Raw genomic sequence first — 15,401 nt, 5'->3', positions numbered from 1 at the left:
GCCGCTGACCCATGACCCCGAGGATCGATCTCGACAGTTACGTGAAGGGCGTGCTCGACGGGAAGCGCGCGCACATCGCGCGCGCCATCACTCTCGTCGAGTCCACCCGCCCCGACCACCGGGCGCTGGCCCAGGAGTTGCTGCGCCGGCTGCTGCCGCACTCGGGCCACGCCCGGCGGGTCGGCATCAGCGGGGTGCCCGGGGTCGGCAAGTCGACGTTCATCGACGCGCTCGGCACCATGCTCACCGGCCTCGGGCACCGGGTCGCCGTGCTGGCGGTCGACCCGTCGTCCACCCGTACGGGCGGTTCCATCCTGGGCGACAAGACCCGGATGGAGCGGCTGGCGGTGGACCCGGCGGCCTTCGTGCGCCCCTCCCCCACCGCCGGCACGCTGGGCGGGGTGGCGAAGGCCACCCGCGAGTCCGTCGTGGTGATGGAGGCGGCGGGCTACGACGTCGTGCTGGTGGAGACGGTCGGCGTCGGCCAGTCGGAGACCGCGGTCGCCAACATGGTCGACACGTTCCTGCTGCTGACCCTGGCGCGCACCGGTGACCAGCTGCAGGGCATCAAGAAGGGGGTCCTGGAACTCGCGGACGCCATCGCGGTCAACAAGGCCGACGGCCCGCACGAGCGCGACGCGCGCGCCGCCGCCCGTGAACTGGCGGGCGCGCTGCGGCTGATGCACCCGGCGGACGCGGCGTGGACTCCGCCGGTCCTGACGTGCAGCGCACGTGAGTCGACCGGTCTCGACACCCTGTGGGAGCGGCTGGAACAGCATCGGGCGCTCCTGGAGTCCACCGGCCGGCTCGCCGCCAAGCGCAGCGAGCAGCAGGTCGACTGGACCTGGACGATGGTGCGCGACGAACTGCTGGAGAGCCTGCGCGGCCACGCCGGGGTGCGTGCGCTGGCACCGGATCTGGAGCGGCGGGTGCGGGAGGGGACGCTCCCGGCGACGCTGGCCGCCGAAGAGATCCTCGCCGCGTTCCGGGGGCCGGGCCCGGCGGTCTGAACCGCCGGGCACCGTGCCCGGGTCACATCCGGGTGTGGAGGGCCGCGGTGTGCTTGCGGACCTGTTCCGGGGTCAGATAGCTGTCGGTGTACTCGAAGTCCCGCAGCGTCGCCGGTTTGCGCATCTGGAAGCCGGTGCGGACGAAGTCGTCGCCCGCGGTGGCGTTGATCAGCCAGTTCGCCATGACACGGGCCTTGGCCACGCTGGTGCGCAGCGCCGTCCAGTGGTAACCGCGGGCCACGGCCTGGGCGGCGATGCCGTGCATCTCGATGCCGAGGGGCTTGGAGACGGCGTCCTTGCCTCCGAGGTCCACGACGAGCCCGAGGTCCTTGTGGACGTACGGCTGCAACGGCTGGTCGCGCAGCTTCGCCAGGAGGTTGTCGGCGAGCTTGCGGCCCTGGCGCAGCGCGTGCTGGGCGGTGGGCGGGCAGACCGCGCCGTCGCCCTTGGCCAGGTCGGGCACGGCGGCCACGTCACCGAGCGCGAAGATGCCGTCGTGGCCCGGCAGCGTCATCTCGGGCGTCACGGCGAGCCGGCCCTTGACGGTCTCCGCGTCGAAGGTGCCCACCAGGGGGCTGGCGGCGACCCCGGCGGTCCAGATCAGCGTCCGGCAGGGCAGCACCCGGCCGTCGGTGAACTTCACGGTGTCGGGCCCCGCCTCGGCGACCGACACGCCGAGCGACACCTCGATACCCCGGTCGCGCAGCACCTTGAGGGCGCTGGCGCCGAGCTTGTCGCCGAGTTCGGGCATGAGCTTCGGCGCGATGTCGATCAGGTGCCACTTGAGGAGCTTCGGGTCGAGGCGGGGGTAGTGCCGCAGCGCGTTGGTGGTGAGGCGATGGAGGCAGGCCGCGGTCTCGGTGCCGGCGTAGCCGCCGCCCACCACGACGAACTGGAGCCGCGAGGCCCGCTCCTCCTCGTCGTCGCTGGCGTCCGCGAGGTCGAGCTGCGCGATCACGTGATCGCGTACGTAGGCGGCCTCGGCCAGCGTCTTCATGCCGCGGGCGTGGTCGAGGAGGCCGGGGATGTCGAAGGTCCGGGTGACGCTGCCGGGGCTGAGGACGAGGTGGTCGTACGGTTCGTCCACGATCTCGTCGGTGATCTTGCGGATCACGCAGACCTTCGCCTTGGGGTCCACACCGATGGCGCCGCCGGGGATGATGCGGGTGCGGTGGCGGCTGCTCCGGCGCAGTGACACGGCGACGGACTGCGGGGTCAGCATCCCGGAGGCCACTTGGGGCAGCAGGGGCAGGTAGAGCTGGTACGAGAACGGGGCGACGAGCGCGACGTCCGCTTCGCCCGGTCGCAGCCCCCGCTCCAGACGGCGTACGCACTCGACCCCGGCGAAACCGGCTCCGACTACGAGAATCCTGGGTCGTGCCACAGTGATCGTCCCTTCTGCGGGTCTGCACGGTCGTCCGTTCGCCTGCCCCGTCACATGCACCCGTCACCTCTCATCTTCACGACCGGAAGGCGAGTGCGCCTGCTGGGAAGGCAGAACGGACGACCGCACCGGGTCATCGGGCCAGGTAGGCGACCACGCCGCAGGCGCCGCCCGCCGCGCCCGCGCAGAGCAGGGCGGCGGCGACGCAGCGGGCGCGGAGCCTGCGGTAGCGCTCGGTGTACTCACCGCGCAGCTGCAGGGCGCGGGCGGAGATCCGCGCCAGCACCACCCGCGATTCGGCGGTCCGCTCCGCGGTGTAGACGCGTTCCACGTCCTCGCGCTGGGCCGTCGTGAGCCAGGGCAGCTGATCGGTGAAGCGGCGGGCGAGCCTGCGCGCCTGCTCGACCTCGGCGTTCCACAGCAGGTAGCCCTCCATCCGGGCCAGCCCCCGGGCGCTCTCGGCGCCCGGGTCGGCCGGCGCCCGCCTCTCCTCGCCGCTCACGCCTGCTTGTCCCCAGGTGCCACCGTTACGGAGGTGTGCGGCCGGGTGGCGGCCTCCTCCAGCTCCCGCACCGCGGGGTGGTGCAGGTCGAACGCCGGTGATTCGGAGCGGATACGGGGCAGCGTGACGAAGTTGTGCCGCGGCGGCGGGCAGGAGGTCGCCCATTCCAGCGAACGGCCGTAGCCCCACGGGTCGTCGACCGCGATCTGCTTGCCGTACTTGCCGGTCTTCCACACGTTGTACACGAAGGGCAGCATCGACAGGCCCAGCAGGAACGAGGAGATCGTCGAGATCGTGTTCAGCGCGGTGAAGCCGTCCGACGCGAGGTAGTCCGGGTAACGCCGCGGCATGCCCTCCGCACCCAGCCAGTGCTGCACCAGGAACGTGCCGTGGAAGCCCGTGAACAGCGTCCAGAAGGTCATCTTGCCGAGCCGCTCGTCCAGCATCTTCCCGGTGAACTTCGGCCACCAGAAGTGGAACCCGGCGAACATCGCGAACACCACGGTGCCGAAGACGACGTAGTGGAAGTGCGCGACCACGAAATACGAGTCCGAGACGTGGAAGTCCATCGGCGGCGAGGCCAGGATGACGCCGGTCAGCCCGCCGAAGAGGAACGTGATGAGGAAGCCCACCGCCCAGAGCATCGGGGTCTCGAAGGACAGCGAGCCCTTCCACATCGTGCCGATCCAGTTGAAGAACTTCACCCCGGTGGGCACCGCGATGAGGAACGTCATGAACGAGAAGAACGGCAGCAGCACCCCGCCGGTGACGTACATGTGGTGCGCCCACACCGTGATCGAGAGGCCCGCGATGGCGATGGTGGCACCGATCAGTCCGATGTAGCCGAAGATCGGCTTGCGGCTGAAGACCGGGATGATCTCGGAGACGATGCCGAAGAACGGCAGGGCGATGATGTACACCTCCGGATGGCCGAAGAACCAGAAGAGGTGCTGCCACAGCAGCGCCCCGCCGTTGGCCGCGTCGAAGATGTGCGCCCCGAACTTGCGGTCCGCCTCCAGCGCCAGGAGCGCGGCGGCGAGCGGCGGGAAGGCGAGCAGGACCAGCACACCGGTCAGCAGGACGTTCCAGGTGAAGATCGGCATGCGGAACATCGTCATGCCGGGGGCGCGCATGCAGATGATCGTGGTGATGAAGTTGACCGAACCGAGGATCGTGCCGAAGCCGGAGAATGCCAGGCCCATGATCCACAGGTCCCCGCCGATGCCGGGCGAGTGGACCACGTCGGTGAGCGGCGAGTAGGCGAACCAGCCGAAGTCGGCGGCGCCGTTCGGGGTGAGGAAGCCGGCCACCGCGATGAGCGAGCCGAACAGGTACAGCCAGTAGGCCAGCATGTTCAGCCGCGGGAAGGCCACGTCGGGCGCGCCGATCTGCAGCGGCATGATCCAGTTCGCGAATCCGGCGAACAGCGGGGTCGCGAACATCAGCAGCATGATCGTGCCGTGCATCGTGAACGCCTGGTTGAACTGCTCGTTCGACATGATCTGCGTGCCCGGCCGGGCCAGCTCGGCGCGCATGAAGAGCGCGAGGAGCCCGCCGCCGATGAAGAACGCGAACGAGGTGACCAGGTAGAGCGTGCCGATCGTCTTGTGGTCGGTGGTGGTCGCCCACTTGATGACGACGTTGCCGGGCTCCCTGCTGCGCACCGGCAGCTCGTTGGAGTACGACTCCTCGTCCTCGGCCGTACCTGGTGTGCCCGTCGTCGTCACGGGGCCGCTCCTTCGCTTGTGCATCCGTGTTACCGGATGCAGCAAACCAGCGAAGCGGTCCCGTCGCGCGGCCCGGCACCCGCCGGGGCGCGACATTCACCCGTCAGGGGGTGACGGACACGCCGACGCCCCGGCGCGGCGGCCGGGGCGTCGGGCGCACGGGCGGCGGGGCGGGGCCGCGGCCCCGCCCCCACCGTCCGCGTCAGGTCAGGCGAGGCTCGCGATCGCCTGGTTGAACGTCGCGGAGGGACGCATGACGGCCGCGGCCTTGGCCGGGTCGGGCTGGTAGTAGCCGCCGATGTCGACCGGCTTGCCCTGGACCGCGATCAGCTCGTCGACGATGGTCTGCTCCTGCTCTGACAGCGTCTTGGCGAGCGGGGTGAACGCGGCGGCCAGCTCGGCGTCGACGGTCTGCTGCGCCAGCTCCTGGGCCCAGTACAGGGACAGGTAGAAGTGGCTGCCGCGGTTGTCGATGCCACCGAGGCGGCGGCTGGGCGACTTGTCCTCGTTGAGGAACGTGGCCGTGGCGCGGTCCAGCGTGTCGGCGAGGACCTGGGCGCGGGCGTTGCCCGTGGTCTGCGCGAGGTGCTCGAAGCTGACGGCGAGGGCGAGGAACTCGCCCAGGCTGTCCCAGCGCAGGTAGTCCTCCTTGACCAGCTGCTGCACGTGCTTGGGCGCGGAGCCGCCGGCGCCCGTCTCGAAGAGGCCGCCGCCGTTCATCAGCGGGACGACGGAGAGCATCTTCGCGCTGGTGCCGAGCTCCAGGATCGGGAAGAGGTCGGTGAGGTAGTCGCGCAGCACGTTGCCGGTGACGGAGATGGTGTCCTCGCCGCGGCGGATGCGCTCCAGGGAGAAGGCGGTGGCCTTCTGCGGGTTCATGATCTCGATCTGGAGGCCCTCGGTGTCGTGCTCGGCGAGGTAGGTCTTCACCTTCTCGATGAGCTTCGCGTCGTGGGCGCGGTCCTCGTCGAGCCAGAAGACGGCCGGGCTGCCGGTCGCGCGGGCGCGGGTGACGGCCAGCTTGACCCAGTCCTGGATCGGCAGGTCCTTGGTCTGGCACATCCGGAAGATGTCACCGGCGCCGACGGCCTGCTCCAGCACGGCGTTGCCGGCGGCGTCGACGACGCGGACGGTGCCGGTGGCGGGGATCTCGAAGGTCTTGTCGTGGCTGCCGTACTCCTCGGCCTTCTGCGCCATGAGGCCGACGTTGGGCACCGAGCCCATCGTGGCCGGGTCGAAGGCGCCGTTGGCGCGGCAGTCGTCGATGACGACCTGGTACACACCGGCGTAGCTGCTGTCCGGCAGGACGGCGATGGTGTCGGCCTCGTTGCCGTCCGGGCCCCACATGTGGCCGGAGGTGCGGATCATGGCCGGCATGGAGGCGTCGACGATGACGTCGCTCGGGACGTGCAGGTTGGTGATGCCCTTGTCGGAGTCGACCATGGCGAGGGCGGGGCCCTCGGCGAGCTCGGCCTCGAAGGACTCCTTGATCTTCGCGCCCTCGGGCAGGGCCTCCAGGCCCTTGAGGATGCCGCCGAGACCGTCGTTCGGGGTCAGGCCGGCCGCGGCGAGCACGTCACCGTACTCGGCGAAGGTCTTCGGGAAGAACGCGCGCACGACGTGGCCGAAGATGATCGGGTCGGAGACCTTCATCATCGTGGCCTTGAGGTGCACGGAGAAGAGCACGCCCTCGGCCTTGGCGCGGGCGATCTGGGCGGTGATGAACTCGCGCAGGGCGGCGACGCGCATGACGGAGGCGTCGACGACCTCACCCGCGAGGACGGGCACGGACTCGCGCAGGACGGTGGTGGTGCCGTCGTCACCGGCGAGCTCGATGCGCAGGCTGCCCGGCTCGGCGATGACCGCGGACTTCTCGGTGGACCGGAAGTCGTCGACACCCATGGTGGCGACGTTGGTCTTGGAGTCGGCGGTCCAGGCGCCCATGCGGTGCGGGTGCGTCTTGGCGTAGTTCTTGACCGACGCGGGGGCGCGGCGGTCGGAGTTGCCCTCGCGCAGGACCGGGTTGACGGCGCTGCCCTTGACCTTGTCGTAGCGGGCGCGGACGTCCTTGTCCTCGTCGGTCTTCGGGTCGTCCGGGTAGTCCGGGAGGGCGTAGCCCTGGGCCTGGAGCTCGGCGATCGCGGCCTTCAGCTGCGGGATCGAGGCCGAGATGTTCGGCAGCTTGATGATGTTGGCGCCCGGGGTGGTGGCCAGCTCGCCGAGCTCGGCGAGAGCGTCGTCGATGCGCTGGTCCTCCCGGAGGCGCTCGGGGAAGCCGGCGATGATCCGGCCCGCCAGGGAGATGTCCCGGCTCTCGACGGTGACCCCGGCCTTGGAGGCGTACGCCTCGATCACGGGCAGGAACGAATACGTCGCCAGGGCCGGGGCCTCGTCGGTGTGTGTATAGATGATGGTCGAGTCAGTCACCCTGTGCTCCGCTCCACGTCTGCAACATTGCTTGACATCAAGATATCTCGTGAGTGGCGCCGACTCGACAGGGCCCTGCCCACACCGGCCGGAACCTGTCCTACGGGTGGCCTTCCGGCGGGATCTCCTCACCGGCCGGCACCGGTCCGGGCGGGGTGCCGTCGCCGAAGGGGCGGCCGCCGAGCTGTTCGCGGTGGTGCGGGGTCAGCCAGCCGGAGAGGTCGGGGCCCGCGGGCACGATGCCGGTGGGGTTGATGCCGGTGTGCACCCGGTAGTAGTGCTGCTTGATGTGGTGGAAGTCGACCGTGTCCCCGAACCCGGGGGTCTGGTAGAGGTCCCTGGCGTACGCCCACAGCACCGGGTCCTCGGACAGTTTCCGGTGGTTGCACTTGAAGTGGCCGTGGTAGACGGCGTCGAAGCGGACCAGGGTGGTGAAGAACCGGATGTCGGCCTCGGTGATCGTGTCGCCGACGAGGTAGCGCCGGACCGCGAGCCGCCCGGACGTCTCCTCGAGGCGGCGGAACAACGCCTCGTACGCCTCCTCGTACGTGTCCTGGCCGTCCGCGAATCCGGCCCGGTAGACGCCGTTGTTGACGTCCCGGTAGATCCCCTCCATGACCTCGTCGATCTCCTCGCGCAGCGGCTCGGGGTAGAGGTCGGGCGCGCCGGGGCGGTGCAGGGCGGTCCACTCGGTGGCGAGGTCCAGGGTGATCCGCTGGTAGTCGTTGGTGACGAGCTCGCCGCTGGGCACGTCGACGATCGCGGGGACGCTGACGCCGCCCGGGTAGCCGCGCTCGCGGGCGTCGTACGCCTCGCTGAGGTAGCGGATCCCGAGCACCGGGTCGCGGCCGTCGGGGTAGAGCGTGAAGCGCCAGCCGCGGTCGTCCTGCAGCGGGTCGGCGACGGCGAGCGAGAGCGCGCCCTCCAGGCCCAGCAGCCTGCGGGAGACCAGCGCCCGACCGGCCCAGGGGCAGGCTCGGCTGACGACGAGCCGGTAGCGGCCCGCCTCCACGGGCCAGCCGTCGCGGCCGTCGGCGGTGACACGGTCCGCGAAATGGCTGCGGGAGCGCTTGAAGGGCTTGTGCCCGTACGAGCTGTTGCCGTCGGTGCCGGCGGAGTCGTTCATCGCGTTCTCCTTACGAGGCGGCCGCGGAAGGTACGGAGTCCTGTGCACGGCGTCCGCCCCGGCGGCCGCCGCCCACGTCGGCGAGTGCGACGAGCAGCGCGGCGACGACGAAGGCGACGGAGACGACGAGTCCGTGGTCGTACGCGTCGGGCCAGCCGTCGCCGCCGACCTGGGCGAAGAACACCGCGCCGACGGCGGCGATCCCGATGGCGGAGCCGACGCGCTGCCCGGTCTGCAGGGTGCCCCCGGCGCTGCCCGCGGTGGCCACCGGCACCTCGGAGAGGGTCAGGGTCTGGTTGGGTGCGATGACCAGGCCGCTGCCGAGCCCCGCGAACAGCAGCGGGACAGCCATCGCCCAGCCGGCGCCCCGGCCCGGCACCAGGTGGACGGCGAGCGCGGTGGCCCCGAGGCCCACGGCCACGGTGGCCAGTCCGACGACGACGAGGGGGCGGCCGAAGCGGCCGACGAGCCTGCCGCCGGGACTCGCCGCGACGGCGGAGCCCAGGGCGAAGGGGGTGATCGCAAGGCCGGCCTGGAGGGCGGTGTAGTGCAGGCCGCTCTGGAGGTAGAGCGTGGTGATGAAGAAGATCGAGGTGAATCCCGCGAAGTACAGCAGGATCAGCAGGCAGCCCAGCCAGTAGGAGCGCACCTTGAAGAGCCGGAGGTCGACGACCGGCTGGGTGCCGCGGCGGCCGCACCGGGACTCCCAGCCGGCGAAGGCGGCGAGCAGCGCCACGGCCACGATCAGCAGCAGCCACTTCTCGTTGCCGGGCCACTGGCGGGACTGGACGAAGGGCAGCAGGAGGGCCAGGACTCCGGTGCCCAGCAGCAGCACGCCCAGCGGGTCGAGGTCCCGCAGCCGTACCGCGCCGGCCGAGGGGGTGTCGGGCAGCAGGCGGCGGGCCAGCAGGAGGCAGACGAGGCCGAGCGGCAGGTTGACGTAGAAGACCCACCGCCAGCCCTCCTCCGGTCCGGCCGCCTGGATCAGCAGGCCGCCGAGCAGCGGGCCGACGGCGGTGGAGATGCCGACCACCGTGCCGAACATGCCGAAGGCGCGGCCGCGTTCCCGGCCCTGGAACATCTGCTGGATGAGGGCGGAGATCTGCGGCGAGACCATGCCACCGGCCAGCCCCTGGACCAGTCGGGCGATCACCAGCCAGAGGCTGGACTGCGCGGCGCCGCAGGCCGCGGACGCCAGGGTGAAGAGCGCGAGCCCCGCCATGAACACGGCGCGCCTGCCGCGCGCGTCGCCGAGCCGTCCCGCGGGGATCAGGAACAGGCCGAAGGCCAGGGCGTAACCGGACAGGACCCATTGCAGGTCGGACTCCGGGGTGTGCAGCCCTTCCTTGATGGAGGGCAGCGCGACGTTGACGATCGAGACGTCGAGGAGGGTCATGAAGCCCGCGACCAGGCAGACGGCGAGCGCCCGCCACCGTCGCGGGTCGGGCGTGTGGTGCCCGGACCCCGGGTCCGCGTCCCGCCCCGCAGAGCCCCGGTCCGCCGCGCTGTCTGCCATGGTTGGCACCCTAGGGCCCGCCCCGTGATTCCTCATCCCGGCTGGTCCACCCGGCCGTGCCGGATGACAGGGGCGCGGGCCGGTTAGGGTACGGCGCATGCAGTCCTACACGATCGGGCAGGCGGCCCGTCTCCTGGGCGTCAGCCCCGACACCGCCCGGCGCTGGGCCGACGCCGGCCGTGTCGCGACCCACCGCGACGAGGGCGGCCGCCGCCTCATCGACGGCCGCGATCTGGCGGCGTTCTCCGTCGAGGTCGCGCAGAACGGCGCGGGTGAGGAAGAGGTGCCGTACACCTCCGCGCGCAACGCGTTCGCGGGCATCGTGACCGCCGTGAAGCTCGGCGATGTGGCCGCGCAGGTCGAGATCCAGGCCGGCCCGCACCGGCTGGTGTCCCTGCTGACCCGGGAGGCCGTCGAGGAACTGGGCCTTGAGGTCGGGGTGCAGGCCACCGCCCGGGTGAAGTCGACCAGCGTGCACATCGACCGGGCCTGACCGGCGGGACGGCTCGGGCCCCGCCCTTCTTCGCGGCCGCGAGGATCTTCGCCACGGTACGGAAGAAGCGGGCCGTCGCGTCCCGGCCCAGGACACCTTCCTGCAAGCCCTTCGCGGTCGGCGCCTGCCGTGGATCAGGTACCGGACGACGAACGCGTCGCCGTCGATGGCGCCGATGATCTCCATGTCCTTCTTCGGGGAGAGCAGCAGAAGCGCCAGGTCCGGATCGATCCGCCCGGTCGTGAACACCACGCGGCAGCGGATGTCGTCGGTGACCGTGACGTCCTTGAACGGGTCGAGCGCGATCAGCGCCTCCAGCGCCGGGACCGTACGCAGGCCCACCGCGATGTCGTGGCCGGGCGCCTGCGCGGGATGGTCACCGATACGGGCGGCGAAGGCGGACCGGTCGGTCTCGTCGGACTCGAAGAAGACGTTGCCGCTCCGGATGCAGCTGCGCGCGGAGGCGAGACCCAGCTCCGTGAAGAGTTCGCGCGGGCGCTCCGTCTTCACGGACCGGCCCGGCACCTTCAGCCCTCGGACGGGCGCGATGTACAGCACATCCGATCGCCTGTTCATGCGGGAGGGAGCGCGGGGAGCGGCGGACGGCGACGGCGTGGTCCGGCCGTCTTCGCAGCGGGCCGGTCACGCCCTACGGTGGAGGTGGTTCACCCCGTCCGGGTCCGACAGCTCTCCTGGGAGATTCCGTTCCGCATGCTGATCAACGTCCCCGAAACCGTGGTGGCCGACGCGTGGCGCGGGATGGCCGCCTCCCCTCCCGAGCTGACCATGGACGTGGAGAACCGGGTCCTCGTCCGCCGGGACGCGCCCGTGGCCGGGAAGACGGCCCTGACGAAGGAGCCTCCTCAGGCCCCGGGGGCCGTGCTGACGCCGGCCGGACGGCAGCTGATCCCGACGGTCGGCGGTGCGTCGGGCCCGCTGCACGGGACGCTGCCGCGGCGTACGGGCAAGGCGCTGGGCGACGCCCCGGCCGTGTCCCCCGCCGACCTGGCGCGGGCGCTCGGGGAGGGGGTCTCGGCGGTGGCCCGGATGGGCGGGGCGCGGGCCGGTGACAAGACGATGCCCGACGCGCCGCTGCCCGCCGTCGGCGCCCTGGGGATCTCCTTCGCGGTGGGCCGGGAGGCGGCGCGTGCGGCGGCCGGGGCGACGGTGCCGCTCCTGGAGCGCAAGGGCCGGGCGAGTCATCCGGACGGGCGGAGCATCGGGCACCAGGATCCGGGGGCCACGTCGGCCGCGCTTCCGATCGCCGCGCCGGCGGAGACCGCGGAGACGGCCGGGGGCGGGGCGGGGGCGTGAACACGGACGCGCAGGTGGGCATCGTGCTGGTCTCGCACAGCGGGCCGGTGGCCGAGTCCGTGGCGGAGCTGGCCCGGGGGCTGGCGGCGGGCGGTGCGACGGCGCCGGTGGCCGCGGCGGGCGGCACCCGGGCGGGCGGACTCGGGACGAGCACGGAGCTGATCGCCGAGGCTGCCAGGGCGGTGGACGCCGGGGCGGGGGTCGCCGTGCTCGTCGACCTCGGGTCGGCGGTGCTCACGGTCAAGGCGATGCTCGCCGAGGGCGACGAGCTTCCCGCCGGGGCGCGGCTGGTGGACGCCCCGTTCGTCGAGGGCGCGGTGGCCGCCGTGGTCACGGCGTCGGCGGGCGGGGACATCGACGCGGTGGCGGCGGCGGCCTCGGAGGCGTACGACTACCGCAAGGCGTAGGGACCGGGTGCCCCGCACACTTGACGGCATGACGGCCAGGAAGAACACCCGCCGCAGCGCCGGCCTCCTGCTGTTCCGCACCGGTGCCGGGCGCGGCCTCGAAGTGCTCATCGGCCACATGGGCGGCCCGTTCTGGACGGGGCGCGAGGAGGCGGCGTGGTCCGTGCCCAAGGGTGAGTACGAGCCGGAGGAGGAGCCGAGGGCGGCGGCGCGGCGGGAGTTCGAGGAGGAGTTCGGGCATCCGGCGCCGGACGGTGCGTGGGTGGCGCTGGGCGAGGCCCGTCAGCCCAGCGGGAAGACGGTGACCGTGTGGGCGCTGGAGGGCGACATCGACCCGGCGAGCGCGGTGCCCGGCACGTTCACGATGGAGTGGCCCCGACGGTCGGGGACACTGCGGGAGTTCCCGGAGATGGACCGGTTCGCGTGGTGCACGCCCGGGGAGGCGGCCGAGCTGCTGGTCAAGGGGCAGCGGGTCTTCGTGGAGCGGCTGCGCGAACGTCTGGCGGGCGACGGGCCGCTCAGTGCGGGCTGAGGCGGATGACGGCGAGGCCGCCGTCGAGGTCGACGGTGGAGCGGTGCGGCAAAGCGCCGTCCTCCTCGTCGTCACGCAGCAGCAGGGCGCTCTGCCGCTCCTTGAGCTCGCTCTGCTTGCCGGGCGAGAACGTGGCGTGCAGCTGCTCGAAGCCCGTCGCCGAGATCTGGCCCTGACGGGCGCTGTTGCGCCACGGCAGCAGCCCCGCACGCCCGGCGCGCAGCAGCAACTGGTCGAGGAAGGCCGCGAGCGTCAGACCGATGACCAGGCCGGGGAGCGTCATGAGCACGAGGAATCCCATGCGGCCAGTCTCGCCGTTCGTACGCGACCGGCGCAACGGCCGCCCGCGTACGACGCGGGCCCGCCCGGTGTACCGGACGGGCCCTTGCCTCGTCAGCCCTGCGGGAGGATGACCGCCCGGCCGTTGACCTTGCCGGCGTGCAGGCGCTCGTAGGCGAGCGGTGCCTCGTCCAGCGTGTACGTCTCGACGTGGACGTCCACCGCGCCGGCGTGGGCCAGGTCGAGCACCTCGGCCAGTTCGGAGCGGGATCCCCAGTACGGGGCGGTGACGGTCGTGCTGAACGGCAGGACGCCGAAGCCCACCGGCAGCACTCCGCCGCCGATGCCGACTATGGTGACGTCCGATTCGACGGCGGCCGCGGCGCCCGCCGTGGCGACGGTCGCCGGTGCCCCGACGAAGTCCAGGACGACCTGGGCGCCGAGGCCGCCCGTCAGTTCCCGGATGCGGGCCGCCGCGTGCTCGTCCGACAGGACGGCCGCGTGGGCCCCGACCGTGCGCGCGAGGGCGAGCTTGTCCTCGGTGACGTCGAGGGCGATGACGCGGACGGCCGTCAGGGCGCGCAGCAGCTGGATGGCCACGTGACCGAGTCCGCCGGTGCCTATGACGACGGCGGTGGCCCCGGGCACCAGCTTCGGCAGGGAGCGCTTGATGGCGTGGTACGGGGTGAGGCCGGCGTCGGTGAGCGGCACGGTCCGCACCGGGTCGAGGTCGCCGATGGGCACCAGGTGGCGCGGGTCGTCGACGATCATGTACTCGGCCATGGCGCCGGGCGAGCCCAGGCCGGGCGGGTTGATGCCCAGCTCCGCGGCGCGCAGGCAGTAGTTCTCCTTGCCCTCGGCGCACTTGACGCAGGTGCCGCAGCCCCAGGGGCCGTAGACGGCGACGGACTGGCCGGTCTCCAGGCCGCTGACGCCGTCACCGAGCGCGGCGACGGTCCCCACGCCCTCGTGGCCGAGGGTGAGCGGCAGCGGGTACGGGAACTGGTCGGCGGGCCAGCTCATCACGGCGATGTCGGAGTGGCAGACGCCCGCTGCCGTGACCTTCAGCAGCACCTGGCCGGGGCCCGGCTCCGGGTCGGGGACCGTGACGACCTCGGGTGCGGCGCCTATCTCTCGGTACTGAACTGCTTTCATGGGGTCCTCCTCGACCTCTGTGACTCATGTGCTGCCCCCCGGACCCCCGTGGTCCCCCCTGCTCCTCTTCTCCTTGCCGGCGGCTCAGGAGGCGGAGTAACCGCCGTCCACCAGGTGGTAGCTGCCGTGGATGAACGAGGCGCGGTCGGAGAGCAGGAACGCGGCGAGCTCCGCCACCTCCTCCGACGTGCCGAGGCGGCCCGCCGGGTGCAGCGAGATCAGGTGGTCGCGGGCCGGGGCCTCCGTGTCGCGCAGCAGCGGGGTGTCGATGAAGCCGGGGCCCACCGCGTTGATCCGGACGTTCTGGGCGGCGTACTCCAGGGCGGCGGACTTGGTGAGGCCGACGACGCCGTGCTTGGCGGCGACGTAGGCCGGTGAACCGGCGAAGCCGTTGGTGCCCAGGATCGAGGACATGTTGACGATCGCGCCGCCGCCCGCGGCGACGATGGCGGGCAGTTCGTAGCGCATCGAGTAGAAGACGCCGCTGAGGTTGGTGGCGACGACCCGGTCCCAGCTCTCGAGGGGGTATTCGCCGGTCGGGTGGCTGGGGCCGCCGATGCCGGCGTTGTTCACCGCGAGGTGCAGCGCGCCGAAGGTGTCGACGGCGAACCTTACGCCCGCTTCGACGGACGCGGGGTCGGTGACGTCCAGGGCCACGGCGGCGGCCCGGCCGCCGGCGCTCTCCAGTGCGGCGACCGCCTTGCGGGCGCTGTCCTCGTTGTAGTCGGCGACGACGACCGAGGCACCCGCACCGGCGAGGCGGTGGGCGAGGGCCAGGCCGATGCCGGAGGCCCCTCCGGTGACGAGGGCGGTGCGGCCGGCGAACTCCTGGTCGGCGGGGGTGGTGGTGCTCATGGTGTGCCGTTTCCTTCCGTGGGGCTGGTGGTGCTGGTGGTGCTGTGCGGGGCCGGGGTGAACAGCTCTCCGGCCAGGGCGTCGAAGGCCCGCTCGACGAGCCGGGGCAGCTCGTCGGGGCGGCTACCCCGGACCCAGGCGGCCTGGGCGGCGAGGAGGGCGCCGGCTCCGGCGGCGACGGCGACGGCGGGCCGCAGGTCGCTGAGGGGGTCGGTGTCGAGCCGGTCCGCGACGATGGCGACCGATTCCTCCTGGGCGTCCACCCGGATGTGGTGGAACGCGGCGTAGAGGGTCGGCTCGCGCTCGGCGAGGACCAGCAGCTCGTAGATCCGCGGGCGGCGGTGCCAGGCCGGTACCGCGGGGTCGGCGAGCCAGTCCAGAACGGCCCGGCGGTAGGCGGTGAGCGGGGGCTCGCCGGCCGGCCGGGCCCGCAGGGCCTCGTTGATCCGGTCGCCGTCGCCCCGGACCGATTCCAGGACGGCGGCCTCCTTGCTCGCGAAGTACCGGCTGAAGGTGCGGCGGTCGACGTCCGCGCGTTCCGCGATCTCCTCGACCGTGACCTCCCTGAGCCCCCGGTCGAGCACGAGCTCGAACGCGGCCCGGGCCAGTGCCTCCCGGGTCCGGCGGGCCTTGCGGCCACGCCTTTCCGGAATCTCTTGTTCCGCTTGCATGGT

15 protein-coding genes and 1 pseudogene are annotated in these 15,401 nt (G+C 72.1%); 5 read left to right on the top strand and 11 right to left on the bottom strand.

Going from position 1 to position 15,401, the window contains the following annotated elements; translation table 11 throughout:
* Nucleotides 1-11: 11 nt before the first annotated feature.
* Nucleotides 12-1,010, top strand: coding sequence for a methylmalonyl Co-A mutase-associated GTPase MeaB (meaB, locus tag ABZ564_RS13825; protein WP_360854675.1), 999 nt, complete (start codon nucleotides 12-14; stop codon nucleotides 1,008-1,010).
* A 22-nt stretch (nucleotides 1,011-1,032) separates the two neighbouring features.
* On the opposite strand, the gene ABZ564_RS13820 is transcribed toward meaB, so the two are convergent.
* The 6 genes from ABZ564_RS13820 to ABZ564_RS13795 all read right to left on the bottom strand — a co-directional run bounded on the left by ABZ564_RS13820 (nucleotide 1,033) and on the right by ABZ564_RS13795 (nucleotide 9,692).
* A complete protein-coding gene (locus tag ABZ564_RS13820; RefSeq protein WP_360854672.1) occupies nucleotides 1,033-2,394 on the bottom strand; it encodes an NAD(P)/FAD-dependent oxidoreductase in 1,362 nt (453 codons plus the stop codon).
* A gap of 133 nt (nucleotides 2,395-2,527) precedes the next feature.
* Nucleotides 2,528-2,896 carry a hypothetical protein gene (locus ABZ564_RS13815; RefSeq protein ID WP_360854669.1) on the bottom strand — a complete coding sequence of 123 codons (369 nt, stop codon included), beginning with the start codon at nucleotides 2,894-2,896 and terminating at the stop codon, nucleotides 2,528-2,530.
* A complete protein-coding gene (ctaD, locus tag ABZ564_RS13810) occupies nucleotides 2,893-4,623 on the bottom strand; it encodes a cytochrome c oxidase subunit I (RefSeq protein WP_360854666.1) in 1,731 nt (576 codons plus the stop codon). The genes ABZ564_RS13815 and ctaD overlap by 4 nt, the downstream gene beginning before the upstream one ends.
* A 207-nt stretch (nucleotides 4,624-4,830) precedes the next feature.
* Nucleotides 4,831-7,050: an NADP-dependent isocitrate dehydrogenase gene (locus tag ABZ564_RS13805; RefSeq protein WP_360854663.1), complete on the bottom strand. Its 2,220-nt coding sequence runs from the start codon at nucleotides 7,048-7,050 to the stop codon at nucleotides 4,831-4,833.
* Between the two features lie 100 nt (nucleotides 7,051-7,150).
* Nucleotides 7,151-8,176, bottom strand: a complete 1,026-nt coding sequence (locus ABZ564_RS13800) for a glutathione S-transferase C-terminal domain-containing protein (protein ID WP_360854660.1) — start codon at nucleotides 8,174-8,176, stop codon at nucleotides 7,151-7,153.
* Between the two features lie 10 nt (nucleotides 8,177-8,186).
* Complete coding sequence (locus ABZ564_RS13795) at nucleotides 8,187-9,692, bottom strand: MFS transporter (protein ID WP_360854657.1); 1,506 nt, start codon at nucleotides 9,690-9,692, stop codon at nucleotides 8,187-8,189.
* A 97-nt stretch (nucleotides 9,693-9,789) separates the two neighbouring features.
* Between ABZ564_RS13795 and ABZ564_RS13790 the strand changes: the two genes are divergently transcribed.
* Nucleotides 9,790-10,185 (top strand): helix-turn-helix transcriptional regulator, encoded by a 396-nt coding sequence (locus ABZ564_RS13790; RefSeq protein WP_360854654.1) that lies wholly within the window; start codon nucleotides 9,790-9,792, stop codon nucleotides 10,183-10,185.
* Between the two features lie 225 nt (nucleotides 10,186-10,410).
* On the opposite strand, the pseudogene ABZ564_RS13785 reads toward ABZ564_RS13790, so the two are convergent.
* Nucleotides 10,411-10,761: pseudogene (locus ABZ564_RS13785) on the bottom strand (DUF1697 domain-containing protein); the annotation flags it as partial.
* 183 nt (nucleotides 10,762-10,944) lie between these two features.
* Here ABZ564_RS13785 and ABZ564_RS13780 point away from each other — a divergent pair.
* Genes ABZ564_RS13780 through ABZ564_RS13770 form a run of 3 tightly spaced genes read left to right on the top strand, consistent with a single transcriptional unit; the run spans nucleotide 10,945 to nucleotide 12,438 of the window.
* Entirely contained in the window at nucleotides 10,945-11,499 is a 555-nt protein-coding gene (locus tag ABZ564_RS13780) for a DAK2 domain-containing protein (RefSeq protein WP_360854901.1), read from the top strand.
* Nucleotides 11,496-11,906: a PTS fructose transporter subunit IIA gene (locus ABZ564_RS13775; protein ID WP_360854651.1), complete on the top strand. Its 411-nt coding sequence runs from the start codon at nucleotides 11,496-11,498 to the stop codon at nucleotides 11,904-11,906. Before ABZ564_RS13780 ends, ABZ564_RS13775 begins: the two co-directional genes overlap by 4 nt.
* A 28-nt stretch (nucleotides 11,907-11,934) precedes the next feature.
* Nucleotides 11,935-12,438: an NUDIX domain-containing protein gene (locus ABZ564_RS13770; protein ID WP_360854648.1), complete on the top strand. Its 504-nt coding sequence runs from the start codon at nucleotides 11,935-11,937 to the stop codon at nucleotides 12,436-12,438.
* On the opposite strand, the gene ABZ564_RS13765 is transcribed toward ABZ564_RS13770, so the two are convergent.
* From ABZ564_RS13765 to ABZ564_RS13750, 4 genes are all read right to left on the bottom strand, one after another.
* On the bottom strand, nucleotides 12,425-12,739 hold the full coding sequence (locus ABZ564_RS13765; RefSeq protein WP_360854645.1) for a DUF6191 domain-containing protein: 315 nt from the start codon (nucleotides 12,737-12,739) through the stop codon (nucleotides 12,425-12,427). The two genes, ABZ564_RS13770 and ABZ564_RS13765, sit on opposite strands and share 14 nt — an antisense overlap.
* A gap of 92 nt (nucleotides 12,740-12,831) precedes the next feature.
* The gene (locus tag ABZ564_RS13760; protein ID WP_360854642.1) at nucleotides 12,832-13,872 is read right to left on the bottom strand and encodes an NAD(P)-dependent alcohol dehydrogenase; all 1,041 of its coding nucleotides are present in this window, start codon (nucleotides 13,870-13,872) and stop codon (nucleotides 12,832-12,834) included.
* Nucleotides 13,873-13,956: 84 nt separating this feature from the next.
* A complete protein-coding gene (locus tag ABZ564_RS13755) occupies nucleotides 13,957-14,727 on the bottom strand; it encodes an SDR family NAD(P)-dependent oxidoreductase (protein WP_360854639.1) in 771 nt (256 codons plus the stop codon).
* A complete protein-coding gene (locus ABZ564_RS13750; protein WP_360854636.1) occupies nucleotides 14,724-15,398 on the bottom strand; it encodes a TetR family transcriptional regulator in 675 nt (224 codons plus the stop codon). Before ABZ564_RS13750 ends, ABZ564_RS13755 begins: the two co-directional genes overlap by 4 nt.
* Nucleotides 15,399-15,401 lie beyond the last annotated feature (3 nt).

The sequence above is a fragment of the Streptomyces sp. NPDC019224 genome, assembly GCF_040632605.1.
Taxonomy (GTDB): Bacteria; Actinomycetota; Actinomycetes; order Streptomycetales; family Streptomycetaceae; genus Streptomyces.
Note: the sequence above shows the minus strand (reverse complement) of the source record. Positions and strands in the feature narration are given on the sequence as shown.

What these genes read in the sequence shown, in the direction of transcription:
- meaB (WP_360854675.1), top strand. Translation starts at nt 12, where the DNA reads ATGACCCCGAGGATCGATCTCGACAGTTACGTGAAGGGCGTGCTCGAC.
- ABZ564_RS13800 (WP_360854660.1), bottom strand. Translation starts at nt 8,176, where the DNA reads ATGAACGACTCCGCCGGCACCGACGGCAACAGCTCGTACGGGCACAAG.
- ABZ564_RS13795 (WP_360854657.1), bottom strand. Translation starts at nt 9,692, where the DNA reads ATGGCAGACAGCGCGGCGGACCGGGGCTCTGCGGGGCGGGACGCGGAC.
- ABZ564_RS13790 (WP_360854654.1), top strand. Translation starts at nt 9,790, where the DNA reads ATGCAGTCCTACACGATCGGGCAGGCGGCCCGTCTCCTGGGCGTCAGC.
- ABZ564_RS13780 (WP_360854901.1), top strand. Translation starts at nt 10,945, where the DNA reads ATGGCCGCCTCCCCTCCCGAGCTGACCATGGACGTGGAGAACCGGGTC.
- ABZ564_RS13770 (WP_360854648.1), top strand. Translation starts at nt 11,935, where the DNA reads ATGACGGCCAGGAAGAACACCCGCCGCAGCGCCGGCCTCCTGCTGTTC.
- ABZ564_RS13765 (WP_360854645.1), bottom strand. Translation starts at nt 12,739, where the DNA reads ATGGGATTCCTCGTGCTCATGACGCTCCCCGGCCTGGTCATCGGTCTG.
- ABZ564_RS13760 (WP_360854642.1), bottom strand. Translation starts at nt 13,872, where the DNA reads ATGAAAGCAGTTCAGTACCGAGAGATAGGCGCCGCACCCGAGGTCGTC.
- ABZ564_RS13755 (WP_360854639.1), bottom strand. Translation starts at nt 14,727, where the DNA reads ATGAGCACCACCACCCCCGCCGACCAGGAGTTCGCCGGCCGCACCGCC.
- ABZ564_RS13750 (WP_360854636.1), bottom strand. Translation starts at nt 15,398, where the DNA reads ATGCAAGCGGAACAAGAGATTCCGGAAAGGCGTGGCCGCAAGGCCCGC.